Genomic DNA, 19034 nt, shown 5'->3' with positions numbered 1-19034 from the left:
GCGGTCAGACCTGGCCGCAGCCGCAGTGCCGGTGGCGGCTGCCGTGGACCGTGCTCAGGGAGGCGGTCCGGTCGACGGCCGCCGGAGCGGAGGCGCGGGAGGCCGTGGCATCCGGCGCGTCCGCGTCGTAGGCCCGCTTTCCGCCGATCAGAGTCAGACGCACCCGGGTGTCGCTGATCTCGCGCACCGGGACGCGGGTCACGTCCCGGTCCAGGACGACCAGGTCGGCGGCGAGGCCGGGGGTGAGGCTGCCGGTGAGCCGGTCCAGGCGGAGCTGGTGGGCGGAGCCCGCGGTGTGCATACGCAGGGCGGAGGCGCGGCTGAGGGCCTCACGTTCGGGGTAGAGGGCGCCCTGCTCGGAGTCGGCGCCCTCGCGGTCCACGGCTGTACGGATCTGGTTCCAGGAGTTGAGGGGGTCCACCGGCCAGTCCGAGCCGCCCGCGAGGGCCGCGCCCTGGCGTTCGAGGCTGCGGGCCGGGTAGAGGAGGCGGTGGCGGTCGGGGCCGAGATAGGGGGCGAGGGCCTCCATCGTCCAGGTGTTACGGGTCGCCCACTGGAGCTGCATGCATGCCACGACACCCAGGCGCCGGAAGCGGGGGTAGTCGTCGGGGTGGACGAGCTGGAGGTGGGCGATGGTGTGCCGGTTGCCGCGCCGCCCGTTGGCGCGCAGGGCGGTCTCGTAGCCGTCGAGGGCGGTGCGTACGGCGCGGTCGCCGATGGCGTGGGCGTGCAGTTGCCAGCCCGCGCGGTCGAACACCGTGGCCAGTCGGCCGAACTCGGCGGAGGTGGCGTACAGGTCGCCCCGGTTGTCGGTGGGTCTGCCCTGTTCGTCGAGGTAGGGGCGGAGCAGGGCCGCGGTCTGCGCCGGGTACTCGATCACCCCGTCCAGGAAGACCTTCGCCACCCCGAAGTGGAGTCCGGCCACCTGGCCGTGGCGGGCGCGCAGCTCGCGTACGTACGCCAGGGCCTCCGACGGGTTCTTGACCTGCTCCGTCTCCAGGCGCAGGGCGGGGGCGATGCGCTGGAGGAGGCGGCCGGAGCGGGACAGGGCGGCGTAGGTGTCGAGGGAGGAGGGGGTGACCAGGGCGTCCATGAAGGAGGTGATGCCCTGGGCGGCGGCCTGCTGGAGGGTGCGGGCGCAGGCGGCGAGGAGCCGGGCCTCGTCCGGGCCGGGGATGTGACGGCGGACCAGGCCCTGGGCGTCGTCCTTGAGGAGGCCGGTCGGGGAGCCGTCGGCGGCGCGGACGATCTCGCCGCCGGGCGGGTCGGGGGTGGCGGCGGTGATCCCGGCGATGTCCAGGGCGCGGCGGTTGACCCACATGTTGTGGCCGTCGTTGCCGATGAGGGCGACGGGGCGGCGGGTGGGCAGGGCGTCGAGGAGGGAGTGGTGGGGGACGGTTCCGGTGGGGAGCAGTCCGATGGGGTTCCAGTCCTCGGCGAGCAGCCAGCCGTCGGGTTCCTCGGCGGCGCTCTCGGCGAGGAACCCGCCCAGGATGTCCTGGAGTTGGGGCACGGTGAAGGACTGGTGCTGGAGGGAGGGGTTGAGGGTGCGTTCGGCGGCGCCGAGGGGGTGGGCGTGGCCGTCGACGATGCCGCTCATCACGGTGGCGCCGCGCGCGTCGAGGTGGTCGGTGTCACGGCCCGTGAAGCGGCGCACGGTATGCGCGTCGCCGGTCGCGAGGATCCGGCCGTCCCGGCCCACGGCGAGTGCGTCGGCGGGCCGCGTGGAGGTCCGGGAGCCGGTCAGGACGCGGGCGTTGTGGATGATCAGCGCGGCGGACCGGCGGGGCTTCGACCCGGCGGCGGCAGCGGTGGCGGGCGCGGCCGGGACGAGGGCCGCCGCCGCGCCCAGGCTCGCGGCGGCGACGAGCTGACGACGGGAGAGCGGAGAGGTCATGGGTGGTCCCTACGATCGGCGGTGCTCCGCGAGGCGAACGGCGGACACCGGCGGCCCGGCAGGGTGCCGGGCCCGACGACGCCGCGCCCGGCGGACGGGCAGAGAAACGGAGGTGGGCGGGAGCGGACGCTCCGGGGAGCGGTGGTGCGGGTGGTGGGGCTGTGGGGGGGCGGTGTTGTGGGTGGGTGGTGTTGTGGGTGGGCGGCGCCATGGGTAGCGGTGCCATTGGTGAGCGGCGCCGTGGGTAGCCGTGCTGCGGGTGGCGGCACTGTGGGTAGCGGTGTTGTGGGTGGGCGGCGCCATGGGTAGCGGTGCCATTCGTGAGCGGCGCCGTGGGTAGCCGTGCTGCGGGTAGGCGACACCACGGTTAGCGGTGCTGCGAGTTGGGCGGCACCACGGTTAGCGGTGCCCTTCATGACCGGCGCCACGGGTAGCGATCGGTGCCACACATGAGCGTCACCACACATGAGCGTCACCACACATGGGCGGCGCCCCGCACAGCGGTCCGCCACGGGTGGGCGGCGCTCCAGGCAGCGGCGCCACCCGCAACGGTGTGCCACGCGCAACGGAGTGCCACCCGCAACGGTCTGTCACCCGCAACGGAGTGCCACCCGCCACCCTGTCTGCCACGGTTGGCGGCGCTCCGGGTCGCGCCCCTCGCGCTGTCGAGCATCCTTCGTGGTTAAGCCCATAACCACCAGCGCCCGGCACCATCGATATCCGCAGCGCTCTCCCCGTTTCGCCACGGATTCCGTACTCTGGGGCGCGTGCGCCGAACGACCATCGCCGATGTCGCCCGCGCGGCGGAGGTGTCCACCGCGACCGTCTCCCACGCCCTCAACGGCACGGGTCGCCTCGCCCCGGCCACCCGGGTACGGGTCCGCGCGGTCGCCTCGGCGCTCGGCTACGGCGACCGCGACGGGCCGAGGCCCGTCACCTCCCGCACCCTCGCCCTCGCGGTGACGACCTACGGCCCCGACCCCTGGAACTTCGCCGGGGTCGCCTTCTTCGCCCAGGCCATCGCCGCCGCGACGGCCGCCGCCCATGAACGCGGCTACGCGCTGACCGCGCTGCCCTCCGCGCCGGCCGAGGAGTTGTGGGCGACGCTCCCGGTGGCGGGGGTCCTGCTGATGGACAGTCCGGCCGATGACCCGGTCGCCCGGATCCTGCGGGCGCGCGGGCTGCCGCTCGCCTTCGACGGACGTCCCGCCGCGCCGCGTCCCGGTGAGGCGTGGGTCGACAACGACCACCGGGCCATGACCCATCAGGTCCTCGACCATCTCGCCGAGCAGGGCGCCGCCCGTATCGCCCTGATGGACGGCCAGGGCGCCGACCACTACACGCGCACCTGCCGCGCCGCCTATCTGGAGTGGTGCGCCCGGCACGGCGTCCGGTCCCGCTCGCTGCCGATGCCTCCGCCCCTGGTGGAGGACCGGGGCCGCACCTACGACGCCGTGCTGTCCGGGCCCGACCGGCCGGAGGCGGTGTACGGGATCTACGATCCGTGCGGCTGGCGGATCCTGGCGTCGGCCGAGCGCTGCGGGCTGTCCGTCCCCGGTGATCTGCTGGTCGTCTGCGCCAGCGAGGACCCGGCCTACGCGAGGGGCGTGCCGCCCGTGTCCACGGTGACCCTCGATCCGGGGCGCAGCGCGCGGGCGGCGGTCGGCGCTCTGGTCGATCTCATCGAGCGCCCCCAGCACCGCCCGCACCCGGTGACCGTCCCGGCGCGGCTCCTGGTCAGGGCCACCTCGGTGCGGGCGGCGCGGGTCCCGTCGTCACCGCGACCCGGCTACTCCCACTGATAGGGCAGGTACTTCCCGTCCAGGGTGACGACCACCCGGTCACCGGCCGGGTCCGGCACCCGCCGTACGTCGAGCCGGAAGTTGATCGCGCTCATGATGCCGTCGCCGCACTGCTCATGGATCAGCTCCTTGATCGTCGGCCCGTAGACCTGGACGATCTCGTAGAGCCGGTAGACGGTGGGGTCGACCGGGACGGCGGCGTCCAGGGCGCCCCGGGTCGGCTGGAGCCGGAAGGCGAGGGCGGCGTCGTCGCCGAGTTCGAGGAGGGCCGCCGCGGTGGCCGCCTCCTCCTCGCCCATGGGGTGCTGCCCCAGCAGGGCGGCGGTGGTCCAGGCGAGCGGTCTGCCCACCGCTTCGGCGAGCTGGGCCCAGGTGACGCCGGTCTTCACCTTGGCCGCACGGACGGCTTCGGCGGCTTCCCGCTTGCTGAGCATGAACGTCTCCCTTGACTGACTGCGCGGGCAGGTCTCGGTGGTACGTCTCTGAAGTGTCAGGCGTCAGGACCGGCCGGCGTGCTCCGGAGGCCGTCCGGCAGGCGGGTCGTCGTGTACGCGCGGCTCAGCCATCGCTGGAGGTGCGGCGCCTGGGCCAGCAGATTGCGGTAGGTGCGGACGGCATGGTGGTGGAGGGACTCGACGACGGACGCCTCGACGGCCTCGCGGCGCCAGATCAGCAGATGGCGCTGCCACAGCGGATCTCCGGCCAGCGGCTTGACCAGCACCCCGTCGATGGGACGCAGGGTGGGCTGGACGGCGGTCACTCCCAGCCCCTTGGCGATCATCGACTGCAACTGGTCGAGCACATGGAACTCATGCGTGCCCCGGGGCAGGAATCCGGCGGCCTGGCAAGCGTCGTAGAAGGCGCCGGGCCAGCCGACCCCGTCGTCGGAGGAGACGAACCAGGTGTCCTCGGACAACTCCTCCAGCGGCACTTCCACCCGGTGCGCGAGCGGATGACCGGCGGGGATCGCGACGAAGACCGGGACGGTGCTGATGGCACGGTGGGCCAGGGCGGCGGAGTGCCGGACCGGCAGCCCGGGGTAGTCGACGCCGAGCGCGGCGTCGAGTTCGCCGGACTCCAGGAGCTTGAGGAGTTCCCCGGTGGCGTAGACGCTGGAGACGGAGACCGTGAGGTCCGGGCAGGTGTCCCGGAGGGTGTCCAGGAGCATCGGGACGACCGGGGTGTTGGTGGCACCGAGCCGCAGCGGCCCGGCCGCCGCCGTCGCACCGCCGCCCGGCTGGCGTCGTACGAGGGCGTCGGCGCGGGTCAGGATCTCGCGGGCCTGGCTGACCACGTCCGCGCCGTAGGCGGTCAGCTCCATGCCCGCGCTGCTGCGCACGAAGAGGCCCTCGCCGAGGAGCCGCTCGATCCGGCGGAGCTGGGTGCTGAGGGCGGGCTGGGTGAATCCGAGGGCGACCGCCGCCCGGCCGACGCTCCCGGAATCCGCGATGGCGCACAGCACCCGCAGATGACGCAGCTCCAGTTCCATCGGTACACCTCGACCCGGCCGTATGGGGAAACGCCGTCCATTATGCGCGCGGAAGCCGGGCCGAGTGTGTACGGGCCTCGGCCGGGATTCGGGCCGTCCTCACCGTCGTCCCGGCGCCGCGTTATGACCGCCCGGCGCGTTCTCTTATGCCTCACCCCGTTGCCACACCCCCCTGGCGCCTCCACCATCGAGAACGCTCTTCCGCACGCGGGCGCGCCCAGGGCCGCCGACGTGCCCTGGGGAGATCGGTCCATGACTCGTACGACGCAGGATTCAGGATTCAGGAGGTGCCGGTGGCCGCCGAGACGGACGAGGGCACACAGCGCAAGAACGGTCTCTATCGGGAGGTCAGCACCGAGCTGGCCGAGAACATGAAGCAGGGCTGGGCGGACACCGAGCGCCACGGCCTCGCGCCGATCGCGCAGGCGGCGTACACCGCGCACCGCAGGGCCGGGCTGTCCGCGCGCTTCCCGGGTGAGCTGCTGGTGATCCCGGCGGGCCGGGCGAAGGTCCGCGCCAATGACACGGCCTACCCCTTCCGGCCGTCCTCCGACTATGTCTATCTGACCGGCGACCAGTCGCAGGACGCCGTACTGGTCCTGGAGCCGGACCGGCACGACGGGGAGGGCGGCGGGCATCGGGCGGTCGCCTATCTGCTGCCGCGCTCCGACCGGGACAACGGCGAGTTCTGGCTCGACTACCACGGCGAGCTCTGGGACGGCCGCCGCAACAGCCTCACCGAGAACGAGCGGCTGCTCGGTCTGGACTGCGCCGATGTCCGCACCCTCGCCGACCGCCTCGCCACGGCCACCGGCCCGGTCCGGCTGCTCCGGGGCCTCGACAGCGGCATCGACACCGCCCTCGCCGGGAAGTCGGCGCCGGGGGACGACGACGAGTTCCGCAGCGCGCTTTCCGAGATGCGGCTGGTCAAGGACGCGTTCGAGATCGCCGATCTCCGTTTCGCCTGCGAGGCCACCGCCCTGGGCTTCGAGGACGTCGTCCGTGTCCTGGCCGGCTCCGGGCCCACCTCCGAGCGGCGGATCGAGGGCACCTTCTTCACCCGCGCCCGGATCGAGGGCAATGACGTCGGCTACGCGTCGATCTGCGCGGCGGGACCGCACGCCACGACCCTGCACTGGGTCCGCAACGACGGCGAGGCCCGGCCGGGCGATCTGCTGCTGCTCGACGCCGGGGTCGAGACCCGCCACCTCTACACCGCCGACATCACCCGCACCCTCCCGGTCGACGGCCGCTTCACCCCCGTCCAGCGCACGGTCTACGAGGCGGTGTACGCGGCGCAGGAGGCGGGCATCGCCGCCGTCAAACCGGGTGCCGCGTACCGGGACTTCCATGACGCGGCGCAGCGGGTGCTGACCGAGCACCTGGCCGCCTGGGGGCTGTTCGAGGGGCGGTCGGCGGAGGAGGCGTTCACCCTCGGGCTCCAGCGGCGCTGGACCCTGGCGGGCACCGGTCACATGCTCGGCCTGGACGTCCACGACTGCTCCAAGGCCCGTACCGAGCTGTATGTCGACGGGACGCTGGAGCCGGGCATGGTGCTCACGGTCGAGCCGGGCATCTACTTCCAGTCCGACGACCTGACCGTGCCGGAGGAGTTCCGGGGCATCGGCGTCCGGATCGAGGACGACCTCCTGGTGACCGAGGACGGCAACGAGAATCTCTCGGCCGCTCTGCCGAGGGAGGCGGACGAGGTGGAGCGATGGATGGCACGGCTGCGCGCCTGACGCCCGACCCGGCCCCGACCCCCACCCGGTTCCGGCCCACCCCACCCCGCTCCGCTCCACCCGTCACGACACAGGGAAACCCAGCGATGAGAGAGCACAACGGCCCACGCGACGGTGCGCAGGGCACCGACGGCCCCTTCCTGGGCGGCTGGGCGGACACCGGCCGGACGCTGCCGCCGCTGCCGGGCGCGGCGTACGCGGCGAAGCGGCGCTCGGCGGTGTCCGAGCGGTTTCCCGGTGAGCGGATCGTCGTTCCGTCGGGCGGCCCGAAGGTCAGGAGCAATGACTTCGACTACGCGTTCCGGCCGCACTCCGCGTTCGTCCATCTCACCGCCGAGCAGGGACCGGAGGCCGTTCCCGACAGCGTCCTCGTCCTCGAACCCACCACCGGCGGCCACACGGTCACCCTGTTCACCCGGCCCCGCTCCCCGCGCGACGGCGGACCGCGCGGCACGGAGTTCTACGGCGACCGGCGCCACGGCGAGTTCTGGGTCGGCCGGCGCCGGACACTCGCGGAGACCTCGGACGCCCTCGGCATCGAGGTGGCCGCCCGCGACGACCTGGACCGGGCACTGCGCCACGACGTACCGACCCGGCTGCTGCGCGGCACGGACGCCCATCTCGACGCGCAGCTGTCGACGGACCCCCGGGCCGACGCCGAACTCCTCACCTTCCTCGCCGAGTTGCGGCTGGTGAAGGACGAGTGGGAGATCGGTCGGCTGCGGACGGCCGTGGAGTGCACGGTCGCCGGTTTCGAGGACGTGGTGGGCGAACTCCCGTACGCCACCCGCCTCGCGCGCGGGGAGCGCTGGATCGAGGGCACCTTCGGCCGGCGGGCCCGGCTCGGCGGGCACGGGCTGGGCTTCGACACCATCGCGGCGGCCGGGGCGCACGCCTGTGTCCTGCACTGGATGCGCAACGACGGCCCGGTGCGGGACGGGGATCTGCTCCTGCTGGACGCGGGTGTGGAGGCCGATTCCTTCTACACCGCCGACATCACCCGCACCCTCCCGGTCGGCGGTCGCTTCGGCGAGGTCCAGCGCCGGGTGTACGACCTGGTGTTCGCCGCCCAGTCGGCGGGTATCGCGGCGCTGCGGCCCGGCGCCCGGTACGGCGCCTTCCACGAGGCCGCGATGCGGGTCCTCGCGGAGGGCCTGGACGCCTGGGGGCTGCGGCCGTACGGCAGTTCCGCCGCGACACCGGAGGCGGAGCTGTACCGGCGCTACACCGTGTGCGGGTCGGGTCATATGCTCGGCCTGGACTGCCATGACTGTGCCGCCGCCCGCAGCACCACCTATCTCGACGGGGTGCTGGAGGCGGGTCAGGTGCTGACCGTCGAACCCGGGCTGTACTTCCAGCCCGACGACCTGACCGTGCCCGAGGAACTGCGCGGGATCGGGATACGGATCGAGGACGATTTCGTCATCACGGCCGACGGGGCGGTGTGTCTGTCGGCCGGACTGCCCCGGGGCGCCGACGAGATCGAGAGCTGGATGGCCGACGCTCTGTCCTGATCACCCGGGGCGCACCGGCCTCGTCCCCGGCGCCGCGCACGGGTCGCCGACCGTCCGTCAGAGCAACGTCCATGGCAGCAGTCACGGCAGCAGGCACAGCAACGTCACATTGTATAGTCGGAGGTTAATGGGCTGATCGGATTGAGGAACCACGGAGGAACACGGATGCCTCATCTCGGACCGCAGGTGATCTCCGTCCAGGCCCATCTGCGCGACCAGGTCGCCCATGCCCTCCGTGCCGCCCTCACCGCGGGTGAACTCCGTCCCGGGGTCATCTACTCGGCGCCGACCCTGGCCGCGAAACTCAGTGTCTCCGCCACTCCGGTGCGCGAAGCCATGCTGGATCTGGTCCGGGAGGGCCTGGTGGAGGCGGTGCGCAACAAGGGGTTCCGGATCACGGAGATGACCGAGCAGGATCTCGACGAGTTCACCGAGATCCGGACGCTGATCGAGGTGCCCATGGTCGGCCGGGTCACCGCGACGGCGAGCGCCGAGCAGTTGGAGGCGTTGCGTCCGCTGGCCCGGCGGATCGTCACGGCGGCCGAGGAGCATGACGTCCTCAAGTACCTCGAAGCCGATCACCGGTTCCATCTGGAGCTGCTGGCGCTGGCCGGGAACGGTCACCTGGTCGATGTGGTCGCCGATCTGCGCAAGCGGTCCCGGCTGTTCGGGCTGGGCAGTCTCAACGAGACGGGGCGGCTGGTCGCCTCCGCGCAGGAGCATGTGGAGCTGCTCGATCTGATGGTGGCCGGTCGGGTGGAGGCGGCGGAGGAGTGCATGCGGCGCCACCTCTCACATGTCCGCACCCTGTGGGCGGACGGCCGGTAGCGGCTTCTTCGGCTGCCCTCGCCCACAACCGGTCCCCCTGTCTCAGGTGACTTGATCTCAGGTGACCTGATCAGTATCCCCTGCCGGGATGTCAACTCACCTGTCACACAAGGCAATTGGTAACCCTGGATTCCGCCGGATGACTTCCCTCTGACATGTCACCTGTGCAATGGTACATGTCACATCAGGTCGTGGTCATGTCAACTTCGCCGCACTCAGCGGTTGGCATCGGTCGTGCTCCCCCTAGGCAGACAGCACGGCCCTCCCCGATCCACGGCCCTCTCATCCCCCATAGACCACATGTCCCGTGGTCCAACCCCTCATGGGAGGCACAGTGAGAACGTCGTATGTCCGGCGCGGTCTGGGCGCGGCTCTGCCGCTGGCCCTGGCCGCCGTCATGGGCGCCGGTCTGCTCACCCAGCCGGCCGGTGCCCGCACCGGCGCGCCGATGGCCTCCGTACCGATCGCCGCCCCGAGCGACCGGCAGGACGGTCCCCCGCCCGTGGCCGAGTCCGCCCCCGGGGACTCCGAGCATGTCGGGGACGGCCGACTCAAGGCGTCGGAGCTCCCCCCGCTCGCGGCGAGCAAGGACGCGCTCAGGGAGTCGTACGGCAGCCATGCCGAACTGCCGCTGCGGCCTTCGAAGTCGGCGGAGTCGGCGCCGACGAAGACAGCGAAGTCGGCGCCCGCCGAGTCGGCTGAGTCGGCCCCGGCGAAATCAGCGGAGTCGGCACCGGCGGTGAAGGCCGCGCCCGCCGCCGCCTGTGCCGTCTCCGACTTCACCGGCCGTACCGGCAGCGCGCTGGTCCAGCAGATCAAGGCGTCCACCACCGACTGTGTGAACACCCTGTTCAGCCTGACCGGCAGCGATGCCTACGGGGCGTTCCGCGAGGCGCAGATGACCACCGTCGCCTACGCCCTGCGCGACGGCTCGGCGTCCTACCCTGGTGACTCCAGCACCGGTATGCCCCAGCTCGTACTGTTTCTGCGGGCCGGGTACTACGTCCAGTACTACAACTCCGGTGCCGTGGGCGCCTACGGCACCGGGCTCCAGACGGCCATCCGCGCCGGGCTGGACGCCTTCTTCGCCAGCTCGCACTCCCGTGATGTCACTGACGCCAACGGGGAGACCCTCGCCGAGGCCGTCACCCTGATCGACAGCGCGGAGGAGAACGCCCGCTATCTGTATGTCGTCAAGCGGCTGCTGGCCGACTACGACTCCACCTGGAACTCCTCCTGGTGGATGCTCAACGCGGTCAACAACGTCTACACGGTGACCTTCCGGGGTCATCAGGTGCCCGCGTTCGTGACGGCGGTCCAGTCCGACCCCTCTCTGATCGACGCCCTGTACTCCTTCGCGTCCGGTCATCTCTCGCTGCTGGGCACGGACCAGTCGTATCTGACCTCCAACGCGGGGCGCGAACTGGGCAGGTTCCTCCAGCACTCCGCGCTGCGGACCAAGGTCCGTCCGCTGGCCGCCGGGCTGCTGAACTCCACCTCACTCAAGGGCACCACCGCCCCGCTCTGGGTCGGCGTGGCCGAGATGACCGACTACTACGACAAGGCCAACTGCTCCTACTACGGCACCTGCGACCTCCAGGGCCAGCTGGCGCGGGCGGTGCTGCCGGTCACGTACACCTGTAGCTCCAGCATCACCATCAAGGCGCAGCAGATGGCGTCCGCCGAGCTGTCCGCGAGCTGCGACAGCCTGCGCAGCCAGGACGCCTACTTCCATGGCATAGCCCGGGACAGCGGCCCGGTCGCCGGTGACAACAACACCGACATCGAGGTCGTCGTCTTCGACTCCAGCACCGACTACCAGACCTACGCCGGTGCCCTGTACGGGATCGACACCAACAACGGCGGCATGTACCTGGAGGGCGACCCGGCCGCCGCGGGCAACCAGGCCCGCTTCATCGCCTACGAGGCCGAGTGGCTGCGTCCGGAGTTCCAGATCTGGAACCTCAACCACGAGTACACCCACTACCTCGACGGCCGCTTCGACATGTACGGCGACTTCGGCGCCAACATCACCACCCCCACCATCTGGTGGATCGAGGGCTTCGCCGAGTACGTCTCCTACTCCTACCGCGGGGTGCCCTACACCGCGGCGATGACCGAGGCGGGCCGCAAGACCTACGCCCTGAGCACCCTCTTCTCCACCACCTACAGCCATGACACCACCCGGATCTACCGGTGGGGCTACCTCGCCACCCGGTACATGCTGGAGAAGCACCGCGCCGACCTGGACACCGTGCTCGGCCACTACCGGGCCGGTAACTGGAGCGCCGCCCGTACCTATCTGACCGGCACCATCGGCACCCACTACGACAGTGACTGGTACACCTGGCTGGCGGGCTGCGCGGCCGGTGACTGCGGCGGGGGCACCAACCCGCCCGGCAACCAGGCGCCCACCGCCGCGTTCACCACCGCCGTCCAGGATCTGTCGGTCACCTTCACCGACCAGTCGGCCGACTCCGACGGCACCATCGCCGCCCGGTCCTGGAACTTCGGTGACGGCACCACCTCCACCGCCACCCACCCCACCAAGACCTACGCCGCCGCCGGCAGCTACCCGGTCACGCTGACCGTCACCGACGACAAGGGCGCCAAGGCCACCGCCACCCGGACCGTCACCGTCGGCGGCGGCGGCACCGTCACCGAGTGCACCGGCGGCGACATCCGGGAACTGGGCCAGAACTGCCGGCGCAGCAACCAGTCCGCCACCACCGGAAACTACGCCTACCTCTATCTCTATGTCCCGGCCGGCACCACCCAGCTGAGGATCACCACCTCAGGCGGCACGGGTGACGCCGACCTCTACTACAGCGGCAGCGGCTGGCCCAGCACCACCAGCAACACCCACCGCGCCACGGGCACCGGCAACAGCCACACCCTGACCGTGAGCAACCCGCCCGCGGGCGCCCAGTACATCAGCCTCCACGCGGTGAGCGGCTTCAGCGGAGTCACCGTCAGCACCGGCTACTGACCCCCACCCTGAGCGCCCGGGGCGGCGGAACGGGGGATCACCTCCGCCGCCCCGGGCCCGGCTGTGCCGTGACCGTCGCTCACTCCTGGCGCAGCACCCGGAACCGGGCGGGCTCCGCCGGGTCCCGGTCGGCGACCTGGACCGGTGGCCGGGCCCACTGCCACACCCCGGTGCCCGGCGGGCGGGAGAACCGGATCCGGCCCCGGGTGCCGTCGACGGCGGTCCGCCGCCAGGACGCGGCGAGCCGTGCCCGGTCGGTGCCATGGGCGCGGAGGGCGTCCGCGAGGACCAGGATCGTGTCGTAGCCCTCGAAGGCGACGAAGGAGGGGGCGCCGGGGAGCCGGCCGCGCAGGGCGGCCTCGACGCGGGTGCCGAGGGGGGTGAGGTGGCGGGGCAGATAGCGCAGGAAGGGGATGGCGGTGCCGTCGGCGCCGAGCAGGGTTTCCCACTCGGGCAGTTCCGGCTGACCGGCCGGGGCGCCCAGGGTGAGGCCGGTGAGACGCCGGTCGCGGCGGACGGCCCGGACGATCGGCACGGCGGGTTCCGGGTGTCCGACGAGGAGGAGCAGGGCGGTCAGGTCCTGCCCGGCGAGGGCGTCGCACAGGGCGTCGGGGGTGTGGGCGCGGGTGTCGAACGCGGTGAGCGTGCCGCCGCGCGGGGCGAGGTGTTCGCGCAGGACGCCGGTTCCGGACGCCCAGTAGAGGCCGGGGTCGGCGACCACGGCGATCCGGCGGTGGCCCGCGTCGAGGAGGTGGTCGGCGTAGCTCCGCCAGCCGTGGGACTGGGCCGGGGCGATGCGCGCCACCCAGTCGGTCGGCCGCTCGGTGAGGTCGTCGAGGACGGCCGACGAGCAGAGGAACGGCAGCCCGAGCACGTCCGCGTGGGCCGCGGCGCTCCGGGCGACCACGCTGTGGTACTCGCCGACGACCGCGGGCACACCCAGCTCCGCCAGCTCGTCCATCGCCGCCGCGGCCCGGCGCGGATCGGCCGCGGTGTCCCGGACGAGCAGCTCCAGCGGCCTGCCGTCGATGCCGCCGCCGTCGATGCCGCTCCCGTCGACGCCGCCGTCGTTGACATCCCGGACCGCCAGCTCCAGTCCGGCGAGGAGTTGCCGCCCGGCCTCGGTCCATCCGGGCCGGGTCAGCGGGGCGAGAGCGCCGATCCGGACAGGGGACGACGCCCCGCCGCCGGGCCGTGGTCCCGTACCTACGGTGTGCTCATGGTTCGGCATGGCCGCCATTGCATCCACGGCCGTCGCCGTCCGGCAACCGATTAATCACCGGCTTGATCATCGGCCGTCCAGCGCCTTGAGCCGGCCGTCCGCGCTGGCCAGCAGCATGTCCAGGGCGACCGGGTAGGCGCTGTGGTTCATCCGGGCGGCGAGCAGCGGGGCGGTCGCGGCGATGTGCGGATAGGTGTCGGCGGGCAGCCGGGCGTATGTGGACTCCCACTGGCGTTCGTCAGAGGTGCGGGAGGTCTCGGTCAGGGCGAGGGCTCCGGCGTCCAGCGCGGCGAAGGCGAGGGACTGGTCGATGAAGGCGTGGAAGATCAGGACGGCGTCGGCGTCGGGGAACCCGGCGGTGCGCAGGATGCCGAGGACGGTCTCGTCGGCGGCGATCTCCCGGGGTCTGCCGGTCACCCGGCTCGCGGTGAGGACGGCGGCCTGCGGGTGGGCCAGATAGGCGCCATGGATGCGCAGGCCGATGTCCCGCAGGTCGGTGCGCCAGTCGCCGGTGCCGGTCCAGCCGTCGAGGGCGCGGCCGATGAGCTCCTCGCCGATGGCGAGGGTGAGGCCGTCCATGCCGTCGAAGTACCGGTAGAGGGTGCTGGGGTCGGCGCCCAGCGCGGTGCCGAGGCGGCGGACGGTGAGCCCCGCGCCGCCGTGTTCGCGCAGCATGCGCAGGGCGGTGTCGATGATCAGCCGCTCCGACAGGACGGTGCCCTGCCGGGTGGGACGCCGCCGCCTGCGGGCCTCCTCGGGAACGACGGGCTTGGCCATGGCTGCCTCCGGACTCCGAACGGGCGAGGTGGGCGAGGTGAGCGGGGCGGGCAGGGCGGGCAGGGCGGGCGAGGCGGGGCCGCGCGCCCGGCCTCGCCCGCACACCAGGGAACCGATCGAACCGGTGGCATCGATCGAGCCGGTGGCACCGGTCGAATCCATGGCATTGATGGCACTGATGGCATCGTCGGCATCGCCCTTATGCCAACACCATTGACCTTACCTCCCGGGCCCGGCTTTCATCCCTCCCAGGGGCGCGGACCTGCGCGGACCCGGGGAGAGAGGGCTTCGTCATGCGTGTACTGCTTGTGGGCGCCGGTGGTGTCGGTACCGCGATCACCCGGATCGCGGCCCGCCGGGACTTCTTCGACGGCTTCGTCGTCGCCGACTACGACCTCGGCCGCGCCGAGGCGGCGGTCGCGGCGGTGGCGGCGGTGAACTCGGGGGACGGTGCCGGGGGCCGCTTCACGGCACGCCGGATCGATGCCTCCGATCAGGACGCGGTCGCCGCGCTGCTCACCGAGGAGCGGTGCGATGTGCTGCTGAACGCGACGGACCCGCGCTTTGTGATGCCGCTGTTCGAGGCCGCGCTGGCGGCCGGCAGCCACTACCTCGACATGGCGATGTCCCTGTCCCGGCCGCACCCGGAGCAGCCGTACGAGCGGTGCGGGGTCAAGCTGGGCGACGAGCAGTTCGCGCGGGCGGACGCCTGGGAGGCGTCGGGCCGGCTGGCGCTGGCCGGTATGGGGGTGGAGCCCGGTCTGTCGGATGTCTTCGCCCGGTACGCGGCGGAGGAGCTCTTCGACGAGATCGAGGAGATCGGTATCCGCGACGGCGCGAATCTGACGGTCGAGGGATACGACTTCGCCCCGTCGTTCAGCATCTGGACGACGATCGAGGAGTGCCTCAACCCGCCGGTGGTGTACGAGCGGGGGCGGGGCTGGTTCACCACCGAGCCGTTCAGCGAGCCGGAGGTCTTCGACTTCCCCGAGGGCATCGGCCCGGTCGAGTGCGTCAATGTCGAGCACGAGGAGGTGCTGCTGGTACCGCGCTGGGTGGACGCCGGGCGGGTCACCTTCAAGTACGGGCTGGGCGATGACTTCATCGGCAAGCTGAAGACCCTGCACGCCCTCGGCCTGGACGCGACGGAACCGGTCACGGTCCGGGGCGAGGACGGCACCCCGGTGCGGGTCTCCCCGCGTGACATGGTCGCCGCGTGCCTCCCCGACCCGGCCGCGCTGGGCCCCCGGATGACCGGCAAGACCTGCGCGGGGACCTGGGTGAAGGGCACCAAGGACGGCCGCCCGCGCGAGGTGTACCTGTACCACGTGGTCGACAACCAGTGGTCGATGCGGGAGTACGGTTCCCAGGCCGTGGTGTGGCAGACCGCGATCAACCCGGTCGTCGCCCTCGAACTCCTCGCCACCGGCGCATGGTCCGGGACGGGCGTACTCGGCCCGGAGGCTCTCCCTCCGCGCCCCTTCCTCGACCTGCTGACCGCGTACGGCTCACCGTGGGGAATCCGCGAGGACGGCGGACAGGTACCCTCCGCGGTGTGAGCGAGCGGCGACTGAACCAGCTGTGGGGAGCCGTCTGCGCGCTCCTCGGAGCCTTCCTGCTGCTCTGGCTGCTCTCCTGGATCAACGCCGGGGTGCTCCACGAGGATCTCCAGAACAGCTGCGCCGACCTGCGCACCGGAAGCTTCCCCTTCGAGAAGTCGTGCGCGCACGCGGACGGCAGGGTCGAGGGCGCGAACGGCCCGCTCTTCGAGAGCGCCTTCTACGTTTCGCTGATCGCCGGGCTGGCCTGCCTGGGTTGGGCGTTCCTCATCGAGGCGGCCCGTCGGCGGAAGTAGGCCCTGTGCGTTCACGGGCTGTCGCCGGTCCAGTCGAAGCGGCGGGGGTCACCGGGGCGCGGGTCGTATATCGCCCGGCCGCCGACGCCGTGTCGCCCCAGGTCGGTGCGCAGGGCGGCGCCGCCCGCGATCTCGCCGGGTGTCCACCCGGCGCCGCCCGCGATCTCGCCGGGTGTCCACCCGGTGATGTCCAGCAGCAGGCCGTCCAGCGGGCCGCCGATCAGATGGACGTAGCGCTGCCCCGGCCGGGCCCCCGGGTGGTCGGGGTCCGTACCGTAGACGCGCCCGCGCAGCAGTCGCTCCTCATCGCTGTTCATCTCTCCAGCGTCGCAGCCACCACTGACAATCGCCCCCGGGGGCGGCCCCGGCCGGACTGCGGCGGGAACTCGCCTGAACCCCCCGGAACGCACCGGAACTCCCCGGCACCCGAGCGCATCCAACCCCTCCCGGTGTGGGTCTCACAGGGCAAGGCAAGCCCGCTCGCCCTGGAGGAACCGATGCACCGACGCCTCGTCACCTCAGCCGTCCTCACCGCCCTGTGCGGCGGAACCCTGATCGGCACCGCAGCGCCCGCCTCAGCCGCCGCCGTCGACTGCCGCAAGGTGAAGTGCGTGGCACTCACCTTCGACGACGGCCCGGCCGCCGACACCACCCGACTGCTGACGATCCTCAAGGAGCGGAACGTCAAGGCGACGTTCTACCTGGTCGGCAAGAACGTCCAGCGCTACCCGGCCACCGCGCGCAACGCGTCCCGCGCCGGACACCAGATAGGCAACCACAGCTGGGACCACCCCGACCTCACCCGCCTCACCACCGCGCAGATCCGCTCCCAGCTCTCCCGCACGGACACCGCGATCAAGCAGGCCACCGGCATCGAGCCCACGACCATGCGCGCCCCGTACGGCGCCCACAACACCGCCGTCCGCCAGGCGTCCGACCGTCCGCTGGTCCACTGGAGCGTCGACACCCTGGACTGGAAGTACCGGGACCCGGCCCGCATCGTGCGGACCGTCAGGGACCAGACCAGGCCGGGGGACATCGTCCTGCTGCACGACATCCACAGGACGACCGTCAACGCCGTACCGGACATCATCAAGACCCTCAAGGCGAAGGGCTTCCATTTCGTCACGGTCGACCAGCTCTTCGCACCGGCGAAGCTACCGGCGGAGCAGGTGTCCTACCACAACCGGGCGGCGTACCGCCCGTAGGGCGCGCCCCGGGTGGGCCGTCAGTCCGCCCCGGCCCGGTCCTCCCCCAGCACCAGCCACACCTCCGAGAACGCCAGCCCGTGTTCCCGTGTCACCGTCCCGCACCCGCAGCCCAGTGTGAAGGCACGCCAGTCGCAGCGCACCGTCCACGGACCGGCCCTGCCCCCGCACGCCGGGCAGACGAAGGTGTCGGCGGTCCAGACGGAGGGGGAGGGTCTGCCGTAGTGACGGAAGCGGCCCTCGTGGACGACCGTCCAGGGCTGCGTGCGCGGGGTGAGCGGGACGGTCCCGGGCGGCAGGGGTGCCGCCAGTGTCCCGAACAGGTCGGCCAGCGGGCCGAGCAGGGCCTCGCCCGTCGCGGTCGGCGGGGTGGACGTACCCCCCGGATATCTGGGAGCCGCCGCCGCGCGGGGTGGGTTGGGAAAGGCATGCCAGGGCCGGAACGCCCGCGCCACCGCTGCCAGCAGGGCCGTCGTGGGCGGGCTGAGCGCGCCGGCGTCGAGATGGTGCAGCGTCGTGCGCAGGACCCGCTGGAGCCGTCGGTCGCGGTCCGTGGTGGCGAGCGTCGACGTCTGCGCGCGGATCGGGAGGCGGGCCGTCAGCCGGGTGCGGACGGCCGCCGCCGCGTCGGCGTCGGCCTCGGCGGGACGCCACTCCCCGGCAGCCAGGAGCCGCCGGGCCATGTCGACCGTCCGGCCGACACCGGGCAGGGAACCCACTTCGCGCGCCCCAGGACCGCTGCCGCTCACCACTGCGCCCATCTCGCCGCTCCCCTCCCCTGAACACGCTGATGAACACCGCCCACGAACACCACCCCTGAACACCGCTCCGACCAGGGCCCCGGCCGCACTTTCTGGCCAGCTACGCCCGTCCACCTGGCGTATTAGGCATTTTGTCAGTGGATTACCCATCCATCGTGCTCAACTGGTGAGCGGTCGCGCACACAGGGTACGCGCATGCGCGGAAAGCGAGCTAAGGAACAGGATCGAGCAGCACGGCCGGGGCGGCACGCCCCGGGACGGCCCGCACGACCGGCGGTGCCGTCACCGACGTACCGAGCGGAGGAGTTCTCCATGACGACCGTTCTTCTGGTCCACGCGGTGCCCCTGTGGCGGGCTTCTCTGGCCTGTCTGCTCAGTACGGATCCACGGATCAAGGTACGGACCACGGACCAGGGCGGACTGCGGGGCTGTATGACGGAGTGTCCGGCGGATGTGCTGCTGGCCGATCTTGAGTGTCCGGACTCCATGGAGGTGCTGACCTTCATGGAGTCGCTCAGTCCCGCTTCCGATCACTCCCCCGCGCTGGTCGTGCTGGCGCGGGGCGACCGCGCCGGTGATCTGCGGCGGGCCGGTGACGCCGGGGCCATCGGCTATGTCGACAAGCTCGGTGCCGTGGACCAGCTGCCCGCCATAGTCCACAAGGTGGCCGGTGGCGGGCGGCACATCGACGAGTCCCTCGCCTTCGGCCTGCTGCGCGCCACGGAAGTGCCGCTCTCGCCCCGCGAGTTACGGGTCCTCGCCCTGGCCGCCGAGGGCGAGTCGGTCAACTCGATAGCGAACGCGCTGCACCTGGCGAGCGGCACGGTGCGGAACTATCTCGCGGCGGCGATCCGCAAGACCGGCGCACGCAATCGGATGGACGCGATCCGGCTGTCCCGGGACTTCGGCTGGCTGTAGGCCGGGGTCCGTGTCCTCCAGGCATATCGCGG

16 protein-coding genes are annotated in these 19034 nt (G+C 72.1%); 9 read left to right on the top strand and 7 right to left on the bottom strand.

Annotation, left to right across the window (positions count from 1 at the left end):
* Positions 1-4: 4 nt before the first annotated feature.
* Positions 5-1897 carry an amidohydrolase gene (locus tag ABZX40_RS31965; protein WP_355733416.1) on the bottom strand — a complete coding sequence of 631 codons (1893 nt, stop codon included), beginning with the start codon at positions 1895-1897 and terminating at the stop codon, positions 5-7.
* A 767-nt stretch (positions 1898-2664) separates the two neighbouring features.
* Between ABZX40_RS31965 and ABZX40_RS31960 the strand changes: the two genes are divergently transcribed.
* Positions 2665-3699: a LacI family DNA-binding transcriptional regulator gene (locus tag ABZX40_RS31960; protein WP_355733419.1), complete on the top strand. Its 1035-nt coding sequence runs from the start codon at positions 2665-2667 to the stop codon at positions 3697-3699.
* Here the strand turns inward: ABZX40_RS31960 and cynS are convergent.
* Positions 3687-4133, bottom strand: coding sequence for a cyanase (cynS, locus tag ABZX40_RS31955; protein ID WP_355733422.1), 447 nt, complete (start codon positions 4131-4133; stop codon positions 3687-3689). The genes ABZX40_RS31960 and cynS overlap by 13 nt on opposite strands.
* A 56-nt stretch (positions 4134-4189) precedes the next feature.
* On the bottom strand, positions 4190-5188 hold the full coding sequence (locus tag ABZX40_RS31950; RefSeq protein ID WP_355733425.1) for a LysR family transcriptional regulator: 999 nt from the start codon (positions 5186-5188) through the stop codon (positions 4190-4192).
* 293 nt (positions 5189-5481) lie between these two features.
* Between ABZX40_RS31950 and ABZX40_RS31945 the strand changes: the two genes are divergently transcribed.
* From ABZX40_RS31945 to ABZX40_RS31930, 4 genes are all read left to right on the top strand, one after another.
* Entirely contained in the window at positions 5482-6930 is a 1449-nt protein-coding gene (locus tag ABZX40_RS31945) for an aminopeptidase P family protein (RefSeq protein ID WP_355733428.1), read from the top strand.
* Positions 6931-7016: 86 nt separating this feature from the next.
* A complete protein-coding gene (locus ABZX40_RS31940; RefSeq protein ID WP_355733431.1) occupies positions 7017-8444 on the top strand; it encodes an aminopeptidase P family protein in 1428 nt (475 codons plus the stop codon).
* Positions 8445-8609: 165 nt separating this feature from the next.
* Complete coding sequence (locus ABZX40_RS31935; protein WP_355733434.1) at positions 8610-9272, top strand: GntR family transcriptional regulator; 663 nt, start codon at positions 8610-8612, stop codon at positions 9270-9272.
* Between the two features lie 322 nt (positions 9273-9594).
* Entirely contained in the window at positions 9595-12261 is a 2667-nt protein-coding gene (locus ABZX40_RS31930; protein ID WP_355733437.1) for a collagenase, read from the top strand.
* A gap of 79 nt (positions 12262-12340) precedes the next feature.
* Here ABZX40_RS31930 and ABZX40_RS31925 read toward each other — a convergent pair whose 3' ends face one another.
* Entirely contained in the window at positions 12341-13492 is a 1152-nt protein-coding gene (locus ABZX40_RS31925; RefSeq protein ID WP_355733440.1) for an ABC transporter substrate-binding protein, read from the bottom strand.
* Between the two features lie 57 nt (positions 13493-13549).
* On the bottom strand, positions 13550-14260 hold the full coding sequence (locus tag ABZX40_RS31920) for a TetR/AcrR family transcriptional regulator (RefSeq protein WP_355733912.1): 711 nt from the start codon (positions 14258-14260) through the stop codon (positions 13550-13552).
* A 293-nt stretch (positions 14261-14553) separates the two neighbouring features.
* Here ABZX40_RS31920 and ABZX40_RS31915 point away from each other — a divergent pair, with 293 nt between their 5' ends.
* The gene (locus ABZX40_RS31915; RefSeq protein WP_355733442.1) at positions 14554-15819 is read left to right on the top strand and encodes a saccharopine dehydrogenase C-terminal domain-containing protein; all 1266 of its coding nucleotides are present in this window, start codon (positions 14554-14556) and stop codon (positions 15817-15819) included.
* Positions 15816-16115: a hypothetical protein gene (locus ABZX40_RS31910; protein WP_355733444.1), complete on the top strand. Its 300-nt coding sequence runs from the start codon at positions 15816-15818 to the stop codon at positions 16113-16115. The genes ABZX40_RS31915 and ABZX40_RS31910 overlap by 4 nt, the downstream gene beginning before the upstream one ends.
* A gap of 11 nt (positions 16116-16126) precedes the next feature.
* Here the strand turns inward: ABZX40_RS31910 and ABZX40_RS31905 are convergent, their stop codons facing one another.
* Entirely contained in the window at positions 16127-16432 is a 306-nt protein-coding gene (locus ABZX40_RS31905) for a hypothetical protein (RefSeq protein WP_356162761.1), read from the bottom strand.
* A 180-nt stretch (positions 16433-16612) separates the two neighbouring features.
* On the opposite strand from ABZX40_RS31905, the gene ABZX40_RS31900 reads away from it, so the two are divergent.
* The gene (locus ABZX40_RS31900; protein WP_355733450.1) at positions 16613-17323 is read left to right on the top strand and encodes a polysaccharide deacetylase family protein; all 711 of its coding nucleotides are present in this window, start codon (positions 16613-16615) and stop codon (positions 17321-17323) included.
* 20 nt (positions 17324-17343) lie between these two features.
* Here the strand turns inward: ABZX40_RS31900 and ABZX40_RS31895 are convergent, their stop codons facing one another.
* Positions 17344-18084: a hypothetical protein gene (locus ABZX40_RS31895; protein ID WP_355733452.1), complete on the bottom strand. Its 741-nt coding sequence runs from the start codon at positions 18082-18084 to the stop codon at positions 17344-17346.
* 312 nt (positions 18085-18396) lie between these two features.
* On the opposite strand from ABZX40_RS31895, the gene ABZX40_RS31890 reads away from it, so the two are divergent.
* Positions 18397-19002, top strand: a complete 606-nt coding sequence (locus ABZX40_RS31890; protein WP_355733455.1) for a response regulator transcription factor — start codon at positions 18397-18399, stop codon at positions 19000-19002.
* Positions 19003-19034: the final 32 nt, after the last annotated feature.

This window comes from Streptomyces sp. NPDC004610, from assembly GCF_040609715.1.
Classification (GTDB): domain Bacteria; phylum Actinomycetota; class Actinomycetes; order Streptomycetales; family Streptomycetaceae; genus Streptomyces.
Note: the sequence above shows the minus strand (reverse complement) of the source record. Positions and strands in the feature narration are given on the sequence as shown.

Coding starts and splice junctions, on each gene's coding strand:
- ABZX40_RS31965 (WP_355733416.1), bottom strand. CDS start 1,897: ATGACCTCTCCGCTCTCCCGTCGTCAGCTCGTCGCCGCCGCGAGCCTG.
- cynS (WP_355733422.1), bottom strand. CDS start 4,133: ATGCTCAGCAAGCGGGAAGCCGCCGAAGCCGTCCGTGCGGCCAAGGTG.
- ABZX40_RS31950 (WP_355733425.1), bottom strand. CDS start 5,188: ATGGAACTGGAGCTGCGTCATCTGCGGGTGCTGTGCGCCATCGCGGAT.
- ABZX40_RS31940 (WP_355733431.1), top strand. CDS start 7,017: ATGAGAGAGCACAACGGCCCACGCGACGGTGCGCAGGGCACCGACGGC.
- ABZX40_RS31935 (WP_355733434.1), top strand. CDS start 8,610: ATGCCTCATCTCGGACCGCAGGTGATCTCCGTCCAGGCCCATCTGCGC.
- ABZX40_RS31930 (WP_355733437.1), top strand. CDS start 9,595: ATGGGAGGCACAGTGAGAACGTCGTATGTCCGGCGCGGTCTGGGCGCG.
- ABZX40_RS31925 (WP_355733440.1), bottom strand. CDS start 13,492: ATGCCGAACCATGAGCACACCGTAGGTACGGGACCACGGCCCGGCGGC.
- ABZX40_RS31920 (WP_355733912.1), bottom strand. CDS start 14,260: ATGGCCAAGCCCGTCGTTCCCGAGGAGGCCCGCAGGCGGCGGCGTCCC.
- ABZX40_RS31915 (WP_355733442.1), top strand. CDS start 14,554: ATGCGTGTACTGCTTGTGGGCGCCGGTGGTGTCGGTACCGCGATCACC.
- ABZX40_RS31905 (WP_356162761.1), bottom strand. CDS start 16,432: ATGAACAGCGATGAGGAGCGACTGCTGCGCGGGCGCGTCTACGGTACG.
- ABZX40_RS31900 (WP_355733450.1), top strand. CDS start 16,613: ATGCACCGACGCCTCGTCACCTCAGCCGTCCTCACCGCCCTGTGCGGC.
- ABZX40_RS31895 (WP_355733452.1), bottom strand. CDS start 18,084: ATGGGCGCAGTGGTGAGCGGCAGCGGTCCTGGGGCGCGCGAAGTGGGT.
- ABZX40_RS31890 (WP_355733455.1), top strand. CDS start 18,397: ATGACGACCGTTCTTCTGGTCCACGCGGTGCCCCTGTGGCGGGCTTCT.